At 65.0% G+C, this 14,195-nt stretch carries 12 protein-coding genes; 8 read left to right on the top strand and 4 right to left on the bottom strand.

Annotation, left to right across the window (positions count from 1 at the left end; genetic code table 11):
- The gene (locus LT948_RS11060; RefSeq protein ID WP_003087765.1) at positions 1-1,077 is read right to left on the bottom strand and encodes a 3-deoxy-7-phosphoheptulonate synthase; all 1,077 of its coding nucleotides are present in this window, start codon (positions 1,075-1,077) and stop codon (positions 1-3) included.
- Between the two features lie 317 nt (positions 1,078-1,394).
- On the opposite strand from LT948_RS11060, the gene LT948_RS11065 reads away from it, so the two are divergent.
- From LT948_RS11065 to cysB, 4 genes are all read left to right on the top strand, one after another.
- The gene (locus LT948_RS11065) at positions 1,395-1,772 is read left to right on the top strand and encodes a thioredoxin family protein (RefSeq protein WP_003120319.1); all 378 of its coding nucleotides are present in this window, start codon (positions 1,395-1,397) and stop codon (positions 1,770-1,772) included.
- Entirely contained in the window at positions 1,772-2,719 is a 948-nt protein-coding gene (locus tag LT948_RS11070; protein WP_003113573.1) for a putative 2-dehydropantoate 2-reductase, read from the top strand. Before LT948_RS11065 ends, LT948_RS11070 begins: the two co-directional genes overlap by 1 nt.
- Before the next feature lie 162 nt (positions 2,720-2,881).
- Positions 2,882-3,379 (top strand): universal stress protein, encoded by a 498-nt coding sequence (locus tag LT948_RS11075; protein ID WP_003087770.1) that lies wholly within the window; start codon positions 2,882-2,884, stop codon positions 3,377-3,379.
- Positions 3,380-3,510: 131 nt separating this feature from the next.
- Entirely contained in the window at positions 3,511-4,485 is a 975-nt protein-coding gene (cysB, locus tag LT948_RS11080; RefSeq protein WP_003087775.1) for an HTH-type transcriptional regulator CysB, read from the top strand.
- A gap of 56 nt (positions 4,486-4,541) precedes the next feature.
- Here cysB and LT948_RS11085 read toward each other — a convergent pair whose 3' ends face one another.
- Both LT948_RS11085 and LT948_RS11090 read right to left on the bottom strand, forming a co-directional pair.
- Positions 4,542-4,889 carry a hypothetical protein gene (locus tag LT948_RS11085; protein ID WP_003087777.1) on the bottom strand — a complete coding sequence of 116 codons (348 nt, stop codon included), beginning with the start codon at positions 4,887-4,889 and terminating at the stop codon, positions 4,542-4,544.
- 64 nt (positions 4,890-4,953) lie between these two features.
- On the bottom strand, positions 4,954-5,757 hold the full coding sequence (locus LT948_RS11090; protein ID WP_010895583.1) for a phosphoadenylyl-sulfate reductase: 804 nt from the start codon (positions 5,755-5,757) through the stop codon (positions 4,954-4,956).
- A 134-nt stretch (positions 5,758-5,891) separates the two neighbouring features.
- Here LT948_RS11090 and thrH point away from each other — a divergent pair, with 134 nt between their 5' ends.
- Positions 5,892-6,509: a bifunctional phosphoserine phosphatase/homoserine phosphotransferase ThrH gene (gene thrH / locus LT948_RS11095; RefSeq protein ID WP_003098078.1), complete on the top strand. Its 618-nt coding sequence runs from the start codon at positions 5,892-5,894 to the stop codon at positions 6,507-6,509.
- Positions 6,510-6,551: 42 nt separating this feature from the next.
- On the opposite strand, the gene pabB is transcribed toward thrH, so the two are convergent.
- Positions 6,552-7,913, bottom strand: a complete 1,362-nt coding sequence (gene pabB, locus LT948_RS11100) for an aminodeoxychorismate synthase component I (RefSeq protein ID WP_033942338.1) — start codon at positions 7,911-7,913, stop codon at positions 6,552-6,554.
- Positions 7,914-8,077: 164 nt separating this feature from the next.
- Here pabB and LT948_RS11105 point away from each other — a divergent pair, with 164 nt between their 5' ends.
- From LT948_RS11105 to LT948_RS11115, 3 genes are all read left to right on the top strand, one after another.
- Positions 8,078-10,783 carry a LuxR C-terminal-related transcriptional regulator gene (locus LT948_RS11105; RefSeq protein WP_003120314.1) on the top strand — a complete coding sequence of 902 codons (2,706 nt, stop codon included), beginning with the start codon at positions 8,078-8,080 and terminating at the stop codon, positions 10,781-10,783.
- Between the two features lie 2 nt (positions 10,784-10,785).
- The gene (locus tag LT948_RS11110) at positions 10,786-13,509 is read left to right on the top strand and encodes a LuxR C-terminal-related transcriptional regulator (RefSeq protein WP_073657174.1); all 2,724 of its coding nucleotides are present in this window, start codon (positions 10,786-10,788) and stop codon (positions 13,507-13,509) included.
- 231 nt (positions 13,510-13,740) lie between these two features.
- Positions 13,741-14,178 (top strand): DUF6160 family protein, encoded by a 438-nt coding sequence (locus LT948_RS11115; protein WP_003098074.1) that lies wholly within the window; start codon positions 13,741-13,743, stop codon positions 14,176-14,178.
- The last annotated feature ends 17 nt before the right edge of the window (positions 14,179-14,195 follow it).

Consider the following 14,195-nt stretch of genomic DNA (forward strand, 5'->3'; position numbering starts at 1 on the left):
TCAGCCGCGCTGGCGTTTCGGCAGCACGTCCTTGAGCTTGGCGTGCATGCTGCGGATGCTCTTCTCGGTGGTCGCCCAGTCGATGCAGGCGTCGGTGATGGAGACGCCGTACTGAAGTTGGTCGAGATCCTTCGGAATCGGCTGGCTGCCCCAGCCCAGGTGGCTTTCCACCATCAGGCCGACGATCGAGTTGTTGCCTTCGACGATCTGGTTGCTGACGTTGTCCATCACCAGCGGTTGCAGGGCCGGGTCCTTGTTGGAGTTGGCGTGGCTGCAGTCGACCATGATGTTCAGCGGGATTTTCGCCTTGTTCAGGTCCTGCTCGCAGAGCGCGACGCTGACCGAATCGTAGTTCGGCTTGCCGTTGCCGCCGCGCAACACCACGTGACCGTAGCGGTTGCCCTTGGTGGTGACGATGGATACGCCGCCCTGCTGGTTGATGCCGAGGAAACGATGTGGGCTGGAGACCGACTGCAGGGCATTGATCGCCACGGTCAGGCTGCCATCGGTGCCGTTCTTGAAGCCGACCGCGGAAGACAGGCCGGAGGCCATCTCGCGGTGGGTCTGCGATTCGGTGGTACGGGCGCCGATCGCTGACCAACTGATCAGGTCCTGCAGGTACTGCGGGGAAATCGGGTCGAGCGCTTCGGTGGCGGTGGGCAAGCCTTTCTCGGCGAGGTCGCGGAGCAGTTGGCGGCCGATGTGCAGGCCATCCTGGATCTTGAACGAGTCGTCCAGGTACGGATCGTTGATCAGGCCTTTCCAGCCCACCGTGGTACGCGGCTTCTCGAAGTACACGCGCATCACCAGGAACAGCGTATCCGCCACTTCGGCCGCGAGCGCCTTGAGGCGGTCGGCGTATTCGTGGGCGGCCTTGATGTCGTGGATGGAGCAGGGGCCGATCACCACGAACAGACGGTGGTCCTTGCCATCCAGAATGTCGCGCACCACCTGGCGACCATGGGCCACGGTCTGCAGCGCCTTGTCGGTCAGGGGAATTTCACGCTTGAGCTGCTCCGGCGTGATCAGGGTCTCGTTGGAGGCAACGTTAAGGTCGTCGATCTGTAAATCAGCCATCGTGGTACTCAATCAGGTCACGGGCGCCGGCCGCCGGGAGGCCCCCTGCGAAAGGGCGCAGGCATGAAGTTCGCAAACGGGGAGACGAACCTTAACGTGTCGGGCCGGGCCTAGACAATGGGCGGGACGCGGTTCGCCGGTGTTTTCCCCGCTCTGCGCACGTTTTCTTCGTTGCTCCGGGCCAAGGCTGCCAGCGGAGTTGCAGGCGAGGCCGCCGCGGACGATATTGTGCAGGTGCTGCGGAGGGGCGCGCCTTGCGCGTATCCGCTGGCCGAGGAGGGCGCCAGCGCTATCGCAGGAGCCGAAGCATACGGATGATGGTCGGGCCCCATTTCTTCCTTTCTATCGAGGTCAGCAGCGTGCCGTCCCTGGAACTCACCGATCTGGACGCCGACCGGCAGTTGCTTGCCCTGGAAGGGGTTTCGCTGTTGGTATTCACCAGCGAAGGCTGCGCGTCGTGCCGCTGGGCCCGGCGCCATCTCCCCGCGATGGACCTGCCCATCGAGCGCCTGTGCTGGGTGGACGCCGGCCGCAATGGCGGCCTGGTGGAACGCTACGGCGTCTTTCACCTGCCGGCCCTGTTCATGGTCCGCGACGGCCGCTTCCATGGCGCACTGAACGTTCCGCTGCACCAGGAAGCCTTGCGGGGTGCGGTGCTGGCGGGGTCGACCGCTTTACCTGAGGAGTTGCCCTGATGGATTCAAAGCAGCAACGGATCGGCGTCATCGGTACGGGAGCCATCGGCGGCTTCTATGGATTGATGCTGGCGCATGCCGGTCACGACGTGCATTTTCTCCTGCGCAGCGAGTTCGAGGCGGTCAATCGCGCCGGACTCAGCCTGAATAGTGCGGTGCATGGCTTCCGGCGCCTGGCGCCGGTCCAGGCCTACCATTCGGCGCAGGACATGCCGCCCTGCGACTGGTTGCTGGTGGGCGCCAAGACCACCGGCAATGACGAACTGGCACCCCTGATCCGCGCAGCGGCGGCGCCGGGAGCCAAGGTTCTGCTGCTGCAGAACGGTCTGGGCGTGGAGGAGCGGCTGCGGCCGCTGCTGCCGGAAAGCCTGCATCTGCTGGGCGGTCTCTGCTTCATCTGTGTGCATCGCGGCGAACCGGGCGTGATCGAGCACCAGGCCTACGGCGGAGTGAATCTCGGCTATCATTCCGGACCGGCCGACGAGCGACGCCGGCGCGAGATCGTCGAGGAGGGTGCCGCGCTGTTCCGCGAGTCCGGGCTGGAGTCCACGGCGATGCCCGACCTGGAACAGGCGCGCTGGCAGAAGCTGGTCTGGAACATCCCCTACAACGGGCTGTCGGTATTGCTGAAGAGCAGCACCGCGCCGCTGATGGCCAACGCGGACAGTCGGTCGCTGATCGAGGCGATCATGGAGGAAGTCATCGGTGCTGCCGGCGCCTGCGGCTTCATCCTGCCTGAGGGCTATGCGGACCAACTGCTGGCGGCGACCGAGCGGATGCCCGACTATCGGCCGAGCATGTACCACGACTTCGCCCATGGGCGGCCACTGGAGCTGGCGGCGATCTATGCCGCGCCCCTGGCCCGCGCTGCTGCTGCGGGCTACCGGATGCCCAGGGTCGAGGCGCTGCACCAGGCGTTGCGCTTCCTCGAAGCGCAACCGCGCTGAAGGGCCGAGCGCGGCGACCAGCCGGCGCCGCGCTCGCAGGGAGAAAAGGGATTTACCCCAACGGGCCGGAAAAAGCCCGAAACAGCAGGGAACGCTAGGAGAATGGATGCTTGCTGCTAATCTGCTAATGAGGCCCGCCGCGCAGGCTGTCGAGGAGGCCGCATGATTCGTTCGATTCTCTATGCCACCGATCTGGGGCTCTATGCTCCCTATGTCCTGCAACACGCCCTGTCGCTGACCCGCGCCTACAACGCCGAGCTCTATGTCGTCCATGTGGTGGAGCCCCTCGGGCTGTTCGCCGAGTCGGTCCTGCAGACCTACCTTGACACCGAGCGTCTCCAGGACCTGCGGGCGCAAGGGCTGGACAACGTCATGGAAAGCATCGAGAAGCGGGTCCTGGAAGGGTTTCGCGATGAACTCGGCGAGTTGCCCCAGGATGCGGCGCTGGTCAAGAGCGTGCGGGTGGTGCAGGGCGACCCGCCGCAGATGATCCTCGATGAGGCGGAAAAGCTGGCCGTGGACCTGATCGTCGCCGGCAGCCATAGCCACGGCACCCAGCTCGACACGCCGCTGGGCCGGACTGCCGCGCGTCTGGTGCAACTGGCGGAGGTACCGGTGTACCTGGTGCCGATGTTGCAGCACCGTAGTCGCGACCTGTAGGCCAGCAGTCGGCTGGTGAAAAAGCGTGCAAAATCAAAAAAAACGTCTAATTTTATTCCTCAAACCATTAATATGGTTATATACCTTCGGTTCTTGATCGCCGGTCGCGACAACCTTTTCGAGGAATCTCCATGAAGCTTCAGCAATTGCGCTATATCTGGGAGGTTGCGCACCACGACCTCAACGTCTCCGCCACGGCGCAGAGCCTCTATACTTCGCAGCCGGGCATCAGCAAGCAGATCCGCCTGCTGGAGGACGAACTGGGCGTCGAGGTGTTCGCTCGCAGCGGCAAGCACCTGACCCGGGTGACGCCGGCGGGGGAGCGGATCATCCATACCGCCGGCGAGATCCTGCGCAAGGTCGAGAGCATCAAGCAGATCGCCCAGGAATTCTCCAACGAGAAGAAGGGCACGCTGTCCATCGCCACTACCCACACCCAGGCGCGCTATGCGCTGCCCAACGTGATCAGCGGCTTCATCAAGCAGTACCCGGACGTCTCCCTGCACATGCACCAGGGCACGCCGATGCAGATCGCCGAAATGGCGGCCGACGGCACCGTCGACTTCGCCATCGCCACCGAGGCGCTGGAGTTGTTCGGCGACCTGATCATGATGCCCTGCTACCGCTGGAATCGCTGCGTCATCGTGCCCCACGGGCATCCGCTGACCAAGCTGCCGAAACTGACCCTGGAAGCCCTGGCCGAGCAGCCGATCGTCACCTACGTGTTCGGCTTCACCGGCCGTTCCAAGCTCGACGAAGCCTTCAGCCAGCGCGGACTGGTGCCCAAGGTGGTATTCACCGCGGCCGATGCCGACGTGATCAAGACCTACGTGCGGTTGGGCCTGGGGGTCGGCATCGTGGCGCACATGGCGGTCGATCCGAAGCTCGACAACGACCTGGTGATCCTCGACGCCAGCCACCTGTTCGAGTCCAGCGTGACCAAGATCGGCTTCCGCCGCGGCACCTTCCTGCGCGGCTTCATGTGCGACTTCATCGAGAAATTCGCTCCGCACCTGACCCGCGAGCTGCTGGCCAAGGCCGTGCAATGCCACAACAAGGCCGAGCTGGACGAGTTGTTCGACGGCATCGAACTGCCGGTCTACTGATCGCCTCGGCCCATGAAAAAGCCCGGCCTGGTGCCGGGCTTTTTCATGGCTGGCCCTCAGAGCATGTCGAGATTGTCGCGTCCGGCCAGCCTGGCCAGCGCTTCGCGATCGGCGTCCGCGGCCTGCTCGGCTCGCGGTTCGAGGACTTCATGGAGGAAGCTCATGAACACGGTGTAGACCTGTTCGCGCCCGTCGTCGTGGCGAACCACGAAGAACGGCGCGGTCTCTACGCCATACTGGGCGGCGACCATCCAGCCTGCGCTGTTCGGGTCGCGTTCGTCGGCCACCAGGGTGCGATGGATGCGCGGCAGGTAGCCGCCTTGTTCCAGGCGTTGCCGGACTTCCTTGCACTTGCGGCAGTCCTCGCCGTTGGCGAGGACTTTCTTGACCATGGTGATGCGCATGCTGGGTCTCCGCTCGGGGTTCGACCCGCACTTTACCCCGATTGCATACGCTCTATCGACGGTTTCAGGCCTTGCTGATCAGGTTGCCGGCGTGCAGCCCGCACTCCTTGTGGGTGGCTTCCTCCCACCACCAGCGGCCCTCGCGCTCGTGCTGGTTGGGCAGCACCGGACGGGTGCAGGGTTCGCAGCCGATGCTGATATAGCCGCGTTCGTGCAGGCTGTTGTAGGGCAGTTCGAGCATGCGGATATAGCCCCAGACTTCCTCGCTGGTCATGGACGACAGCGGGTTGAACTTGTACAGCGGCTTTTCCGGCGTGGAAAAGGCACCGTCGATTTCCAGCACTGCCACCTGGCTGCGCGTGCCGGGGCTCTGGTCGCGGCGCTGGCCGGTGGCCCAGGCGCGCACACCGGCGAGCTTGCGCTTGAGCGGTTCGATCTTGCGGATGCCGCAGCACTCGCCGTGGCCGTCCCGGTAGAAGCTGAACAGGCCCTTTTCCTTCACCAGGGGTTCGAGCAGGCGCGGGTCGGGGGAAAGCACGTCGATGGCGATGCCGTAGTGTTCGCGGACCTGGTCGATGAAACGATAGGTTTCCGGGTGCAGGCGACCGGTGTCGAGGCTGAACACCTTCACGTTGCGGTTGAGCTTCCAGGCCATGTCTACCAGGACGACGTCCTCGGCGCCGCTGAAGGAGATCCACAGCTCGTCGCCGAAGTGCTCGAAGGCGGCTTTCAGGATGTCCTGGGGGGATTTGTCGGCAAGGCTGGAAGCGAGGGCGGGAAGGTCGAAAGGCTGGCTCATCGGGCTGGGGTCCTGGTGCTGGGCGGCGCTGTTGCGCTCTGTGGCGGGAATGGTAGCAAAGGGCAGCATATGGCCCTAAATAACCATTTACCCCTGTCGACCTTGATTCCAGGAATAAGCCGGCGTTGCCTTGCCCTCGGCGAGGGGCTAGAGTGCCGCGTCCGTCGTCACCCCATCGTTCAGAGAATTTCGAGGAGAGTCCTGTGGAAATTGCCTGTCTTGACCTGGAAGGCGTGCTGGTTCCGGAAATCTGGATCGCGTTCGCGGAAAAAACCGGTATCGACGCCTTGAAGGCGACCACCCGGGACATTCCGGACTACGACGTGCTGATGAAGCAGCGCCTGCGCATCCTCGACGAACATGGCCTGAAGCTGGGCGACATCCAGGAGGTGATCGCCACCCTGAAGCCGCTGGAGGGGGCGGTGGAATTCGTCGACTGGCTGCGCGAGCGCTTCCAGGTGGTGATTCTCTCCGACACCTTCTACGAGTTCTCCCAGCCGCTGATGCGCCAGCTGGGCTTCCCGACCCTGTTGTGCCACAAGCTGGAGATCGACGACAGCGACCGCGTGGTCGGCTATCAATTGCGCCAGAAGGATCCCAAGCGGCAGTCGGTGATCGCCTTCAAGAGCCTCTACTATCGGGTGATCGCCGCCGGCGATTCCTACAACGACACCACCATGCTTTCCGAGGCCCACGCCGGCATCCTGTTCCATGCCCCGGAAAACGTGATCCGCGAGTTTCCCCAGTTCCCCGCGGTGCATACCTACGAAGACCTCAAGCGCGAGTTCCTCAAGGCTTCCAGCCGTTCGCTGAGCCTGTAGCCGCGCCGCCGATGAAAGAGCCCGCGGAACGCGGGCTCTTTTCTATTCCGGGGACGCTGTCCCGGCCATTCCTTCCAGGGTTTCCAGCAGCACCCGGACCTTGTCCAGGGTTTCCTGGTACTCGTCCTCCCAGTGCGAGTCGGCGACGATGCCGCCGCCGCCCCAGCAACTGACCTGGCCGTCCCTGACCAGCAGGGTGCGGATGGCGATCGAGCTGTCCATCTCGCCGCGCACGTCGAGGTAGAACAGGCTGCCGCAGTAGATGCCGCGTCGGCTCGGTTCCAGCTCGTCGATGATCTGCATGGCGCGAATCTTCGGCGCGCCGGTGATCGAGCCGCCGGGGAAGCTGCCTTCCAGCAGGTCGAGGGCGTCCTTGCCCGGCGCCAGTTCGCCGGTGACGCTGCTCACCAGGTGATGCACGTTGGGATAGCTTTCCAGGGCGAACAGCTCCGGTACCCGTACGCTGCCAGGTTGGCAACTGCGTCCGATGTCGTTGCGCAGCAGGTCGACGATCATCAGGTTTTCCGCGCGGTCCTTGGGGCTGGCCAGCAGCGACGCCGCCAGCGCCATGTCCTCCTCGGGCGTCTTGCCGCGCGGGCGGGTGCCCTTGATCGGCCGGGTTTCCACCTTGCCCTTGCCGAGCTTGAGGAAGCGCTCCGGCGACAGGCTGAGGATCGCGCCGTCGGCCAGTCGCAGGTAGCCGGAGAACGGCGTCGGGCAGGCCTCGCGCAGGGCGCGATAGGCCGGCCACGGCGAGCCGCTGCAAGCGGCCTGGAAGCGCTGGCTATAGTTCACCTGGTAGCAGTCGCCTGCCTGGATGTAGTCCTGGATGCGGCGGATCGCCTGCCGATAGTCGGATGCGCTGATGCTCCGTCGGAATTTTCCCAGAAGCTTGAAGTTGCCGGCCGTGCCTTGCGTTTCCTCGCTGAACAAGGCGATCAGGCGCTGGCGTTCGCGCTCGTCCAATCGCGGGTGGAATACCAGTTGGCTGGTGCCGGCCTGGTGGTCGCTGATCAGCGCCCAGGCATACAGGCCGACGGAGGCCAGCGGCAGGCCCAGGTCATCGCGGGCGTGTTCGCCGATGCGCTCGATGCGCCGACCCAGGTCGTAGGATAAATAGCCCAGCAGACCGCCGGCGAAGGGCAGTTCGTACGGCGCTGGCAGCTGCGCGGGGCCCAGGCTTCCGGCCGCTTCGCGTAGGCGGGCGAAGAAGCGGTTGGCCGATTCGTCGGGCAGCGGCGCCAGTTCTGCCAATGGCCAGGCGCTCATAAGGTCATAGCGTCCACGGGTAGCGATGGGGCGACCCGAATCGAGCATCACCGCACCGGGCGCCTCATGGATGATGGCAAAGAGACAGCCTGGGTCGCTATGGTAGGGCAGGGGGTGAACATGACAACTGGGCATGGAAAGTGGGGGTAGTGGGACAGTCAGGAATTCTAGTTCGCCGGAATCGTCGATCCTAGAGCCATTTCTTCAGTTTACGTAAGAAGGGTGATCTGCTAATTATGGAAATATCCCACGGAGATTTGGCTCCGTACCACAATGATAATGACACAGGGATACAGGCCGTGGATGCAGTACAGGATCCAGCAGCCGGCAGCCTTTCGCGCTCCAGAATAGTGCCGCCTCAGGTGCCAGCCGAATATTCTCTTCGCCCCGCGATCCGCAACCTGCTGGATCGCAATCCCCATTCACGCGTTCTGATGTTTTCCGCACCTGCCGGCTTCGGCAAGACCTGCGCGCTCGCCGCCCTGGCCAGGGAGCGCACTGTAGCAGACCAGGCGGTGGCCTGGCTGTCGCTGGCCGAAGAAGACGACGACCCCGCCCGTTTCTGCCGGCAGCTCATCGAGGCGCTGGGCGAAGCCGTGCCGCAGCTTGGCGACGACGCCCAGACCTACCTGCAGAACACCATGCGGGTCCCGGTGGTGGCGGTGATCGAAAGCCTGCTCGGCGATCTCGATCGCTATGCGCGGCCGTTGCTGCTGGTACTGGACGACCTGCACCTGGTTAGCAACCCGGACATCTTCACCGGCCTCAACCGCCTGGTGCAGTACGCACCGCCCGGGCTGGTCCTGGCCCTGGGCACGCGTTCGCAGCCGGCGCTGAGCCTGGCTACCTGGCGGGCCAAGGGGCTGTTGCTGGAAATCGGCCTCGAGGAGCTGCGCCTCGGCTTCGAGGAAACCCGCGAATACCTCGAGCGCAGCGGTCTCTATCTGGACGAGCCCTGCCTGAAGGCGCTCTATGGCCAGACCGAAGGCTGGGTGGTGGGCGTGCATCTCGTCAGCCTGTGGCTGCGCCAGCAACCGCAGGTGCAGGAAATGGCCCTGCTCGACGGCGACAAGCAGGCGGTCAGCGCCTATCTGCTGGCGGCGGTCTTCGAACGCTTGCCTGGCGACCTGCAGGAAGCGCTGCTGGCCCTTGGCGTTGCCAGCCAATTGAGCGGCGACCTGGCCAACGCCCTGACCGGGCGCCAGGACGGCCAGGCGCTGCTGGAGCGCCTGGAGTCCATGCAATTGTTCCTCCTGCCGCTGGATCGCGAACGCCAGTGGTATCGCTTCCACCTGCTGTTCGCCGACTTCCTCCGCAACCGCCTGCGCGACTCCGATCCGGACCGTTTCAAGCAACTGCATTTCAACGCCAGCCTGTGGTTCACCAACCACCACATGCCGACGTTCGCCATCGAGCATGCCTGTGCGGCGGAAGACCCGGAGATGATCGCCGCGCTGGTCGACGGATGCGGACTGGAGCTGATCAACCGCGGCCAGCTCAGCCTGATCTACCGTTGGCGCAAGCATGTGCCGGACGAAATCGCCGAGCGCTATCCGATCCTGGTCCTTACCGATGTCTGGTCGCGGGCCAGCGACCTCAGCCTGGGCGAGGCCAACCGGATCATCGACGAACTGCTGGCGCGCTGGGGGGAGAGCCGCGGCGACGGACCGATGGGCGACCAGTACCTCTCCGCGCTGGCGGTGAAAGCGGTGGTGGCGTTGCAGAAGGACGATCTGGAACTGTGCATCGCCCTGGCTCGCCGGGTCGAAGTCCAGCTCGGGCAGAACGCTGCCTTCCTCGAAGTGGCGGTGTTGATCACCGCCGCGCTGGCCCAGGTGGTCCGTGGCCAGGGCGACCAGGCGCGGCGCCTGCTGGGGCTGGCGCAGCAGCGCAACCATTTCCTCGAAGGGCGCTACCTGGACATGCAACTGGCCAACGTCGAGGTGATCCTCGCACTCGAGCAGGGCCAGGTGAAACAGGCGCAACTGCTCATCGAGCGGCTCCGCCAGCGCGCCCGGCCGCTGTTCGAGAAGTCCAGGAGCGCGCTGGCGCTGCCGACCATCACCGAGGCCCTGACCGCCTACTACAGGATCGAGCTGGACGGGCTGGAAGAGCGCCTGGGCTGGGCGCTCGGGCATGTGGATGTGATCAATCCGATCGATTTCTATGCCCAGGGACAGATCTGCCTGGCGCGCACCCAGCGCCTGCTGGGACGGCCGAAGGAGGCGCTGGCCAGCCTGGCGGCGATGCAGGCCCTGGCCTCGCGCAATCAGTCGTGGCGCTTCTTCGCCCAGGCCATGGCCGAAGAGATCAACCTGATCCTCCAGGACAGCGGCCCCGACCGCCTGAAGCGCGCCGAGCAGCGGTTGAAGAGCGTGGACTGGAACAAGATGGCCGCACACTACCGCAACATGGCCTTCAACCCGGTCAACTGGTCGCTGGGCGTGAGCCGCGTGCGCCTGTTGCAGGGGCGTGGGCATTTCAGCGAGGCGCTGCACGAGATCACTCAGTTGCGCGGCACCTTGCAGCCCGGCTGGCACGGCCTGCAGCGCCTGCGCCTGGATATCCTGGCGGCGCTCAGCTATCAGCGCCTGGGCTACCAGGAACGGGCCAACAGCCTGCTCGGCGAATGCCTGATCAATGCCGAACGGGAAGGGGTGCGCAGCCTCTTCATCGAGGAAGGCGACGGCATTCGCCAGTTGCTCCAGCAACTCGAATCCACCGAGCGCCAGCCGGCGCTACAGACCTTCATTCGCGGCCTGCTCGGCATCTGGCCCGGGCAGGGCGTGCGCAAGCCCCAGGATGCGCTCGAGGAAGGCCTGACGGAGCGCGAGCGCGAAGTGGTCTGCCTGGCCGCACAGGGCCTATCCAACGAAGAAATCGGCCAGCGCCTGTCGCTGGCCCTGGGGACCGTCAAATGGCATCTGCACAACATCTACGAAAAGCTCAAGGTGCGCAATCGCACCCAGGCGATCCGGCGAGCCCGCGAGCTGAGCCTGCTCTGACCATGGGCCATCGCGACGGGGTTCCCGCCAGCACCATTCCGCTGTTGCAGACCAAGCTGTTCCCGCCAAGCGCCGGAGGGCTGCCGCTGCTGCCCCGCCAGGCGCTGATCGACCGCCTGTACGAGGCCCGCGGGCGACGCGCGATGGTGCTCAGCGCGCCGGCCGGCTTCGGCAAGAGCACCATCCTCTGCCAGTTGCGCCTGCGCCTGCTGGAGCAGGGCGCGGCGGTGGCATGGTTGTCCTGCGACGAGACCGACAGCGAACCGCAGCGTCTGATCCAGTACCTGCTGGCGAGCATCCAGCGAGTGGTCCCGGCATTCGGCGGCAATACCGCCAATCTGCTCGGCACCGACGTCGCGGTGCCGCTGGAGGGTATCCTGGATGCCTTCCTCGCCGACCTGCGTCGCCTGGAAGGCCCCTTGTACCTGTTCCTCGACGATTTTCACCGCATCCGCCACGCCGCCTTGCCGCATGGGGTTCGCTACCTGATCGAGAACCTGCCCGATCACGTGCGGGTGGTGGCCTCGACCCGCTTCCGCCCGCGTTTCCTGGTCGACGAGCCGACCCTCAAGCCCTGGACCTTCTGCCTGAGCGCGGAAGACCTGCGGCTATCGCGCGAGGAGAGCGATGCGTTTCTCCTCGACCTCAAGGGACTGGAACTGGGCGAGCGCGAGCTGAAGCTTCTGTTCAAGCGCACCGAAGGCTGGATCACGGCGTTGCACCTGGCGGCCCTGGCCCTCAGTCGCAATACCGACCGGGAAGGTTTCCTCCGCGGGCTCTCCGGGACCGAACGGAACATCGCCGACTACCTGGCGGAAGACGTGCTGGCCAGCCTGCCCGCCGACCTGCAGCTGTTCCTCGACCAGACCTCGGTGCTCGACGAGTTCAATGCGGAACTGTGCAATGCGCTGACCGGACGTCGCGACGGCCTGGACATGCTCATGCGCCTGCAGAACGAGCAGTTGTTCGTCATCGCCCTGGACGACCAGCGCGAATGGTTCCGCTACCACCATCTGTTCGCCGAGTTCCTCCAGGGGCGGCTGTCCCGGCATGCCGATCCGACCCCGCTGCTGCATGCGGCGGCGCGCTGGTGCGAGGGGCGCGACCTGGCCGACCGGGCGATCAAGTACGCCCTTCGCGCCCGCGACTACCTGTTCGCCGCCGAGTTGCTGGAGCGCCAGGGCGCGCGCCTGATCGCCGGTAACCGGGTGTACGGCATCCTCGGCATGCTCAACGGCATTCCCGCCGAGGTGATCCGCGAGCATCCGGTGTTCCAGATCTTCTACGCCTGGCAACTGGCGTTCGAGCAACGCTTCGCCGAGGCCGAGGCGTTGATCGAGGAGGTCAGCCACCGCCTCTTGCAGGGGCGCGGCAAGGTCATGCACTTCGGGCTCGGCGAGTTGCTCGCCGCCGCCCAGGTGCTCAAGGCCCTGGTGTTGCTCTACCAGGACAAGCTCGAAGCCTGCCTGAAGGTCGCCCGCCACTGGCTGTCCATGGTCCCGAGCAACCAGCCGGTGTTCCGCGCCAGCCTGCTCTGCGTGCAGGCTTCGGCGCATGCGCTGCTCGGCGACTACGCCGAGGCCGCCGGCGCCATCGGTTCCGCGCGGGAAGACCTGAAAGTCGCCGACAGCGAGTACCTGCAGGTGGTGACCAGCCTGATCGAATCCCTGATCTGCAAGGAGAGTGGCGACCTGGAGCGGGGCAGGGCGATCGCCGAGTCGGCGCGCAACCGGGTCGAGCAGGTGTTCGGCCGGCGCAGCCGGGTCGGCGGGCCCTTGTCGCTGGCCTATGCCGACCTGCTCTACGAGCAGGACCGGCATGCCGGCGTGCTCGCCGAACTACCGCTGGCGACGGTCTGGCGGGATGTCGCGACGCCGGTGGAACTGCTCAGTCGCGGCCAGTTGGTCATGGCCAAGGCGCGCTTCTTCTCCGGCGCCGCCGAGCAGGGGCTGGCGCAACTCGACGAATGGCTGAGCGGTCTGCTCTCGCCCGGCTACGAGCGTGTCTATGCTCACGCCATGAGCTGCAAGGTGCAGTTCCTGCTGTGGCTGCGCCGTCCGAACGAGGCCGAACGGGTCTGCCTGCAACTGGAGCGGCATCTTGCCGGGCTCTCCGGCGAGCGGCATGCCGACGCACAGACCGCCCTGGTCCTGGCGGAGGCTCGGCTGGCATTGTCCGAGCGTCACGCGGAACGCGCGCAGAGCAAGCTGGAAAGCTGTCTGGCCGGCTACTCTTCCGCTTACCAGAGGGATCGGCGGCTGCGTTTGTCCTTGTTACTTTCTGTGGCGTATTGGCAGAAAGGTAACAGCGAAAAAGCCATCGGCCTGTTCCTCGCCACGCTCGAGGAAGCCTGGAATCTCGGCTATCGCCGGCTGTTCCAGGACGACGCGTTGTGGCTGTTGCCGATGTGGGAAAGCTGGAGGGAAGCGGAGCCCAAGCGTGCCGCGGCCTGGCAGGGGCTGGCCGAGCTGCTCCGCGAGCAGTGCCGGAAGCTCTCCGTGGACCCGGAAAGTTTCGATGAAAATCAGGATGTTAGCCATCGCGAACGGGAAATCCTGCGGCTGGTGGCGGCGGGCTTGTCGAACCGCGATATCGCGCAGGCGGTGCACCTGTCGGAAGCCACCATCAAGTGGCACCTGCACAACCTGTTCGCCAAGCTGGGTGTGAAGAGCAGAACGCAAGCCGTACTAAAGGGTAAAAGCCTGGGACTGCTGAGCGAGGCGTGAGCGGCAGCCGCCATCGCTCCATCCCTTGGATGGGCTGGCGGCGGAAGGGGTGGCCCAGTAGCTTGGAATCCAGGACGAGAGAGCATGAGGCTCTACCGAATCCATGTCCGGGACACCTAGGGAAGCAGTACCGGACCTGGAGACCGGCGAGATGCCGGTCGATCTGCCGGGGACAGGATGCAAACGGCAGTGCCCTGGGGCAAACCACACCTGAACACTGGAGAAATAACAATGAAAAAGCACCTGTTCCTTGCAACTGCTGTTCTGGCTGCTCCCTTGCTGGCGCATGCCGACCTGAAAGCCATGGACGATGGCGCGCTGTCCGACGTGACCGGCCAGGCAGGCATCAGCATTTCCGGTACTTTCCAGGGCTCCGTCGGGGCCGTGACCTACACCGATACCGACACCAACGGCGGCTCCCTGCGGCTGGAGAACATCAGCCTGCCGGCGCTGACCATCGACGATACCAAGCCGCTGACCATCGACGTCGTCACCACCGATATCGGCGGCAAGTCGACCCAGCAATTGGCCATCGGCCTGCCGGCCATCACCGGCGACGTGACCGTTGGCGCCATCAAGGTGGGCGACACCAGCGCCGCCAGCATCGGCTCGCTGACCGTCTCCGGGCTGAACATGGCCGGTTCCACCATCAAGGTCTGGGGTCACTGATCCAGGAACCGAGTCGA

Source organism: Pseudomonas sp. CP-1 (assembly GCF_021213715.1).
GTDB lineage: Bacteria > Pseudomonadota > Gammaproteobacteria > Pseudomonadales > Pseudomonadaceae > Pseudomonas > Pseudomonas aeruginosa.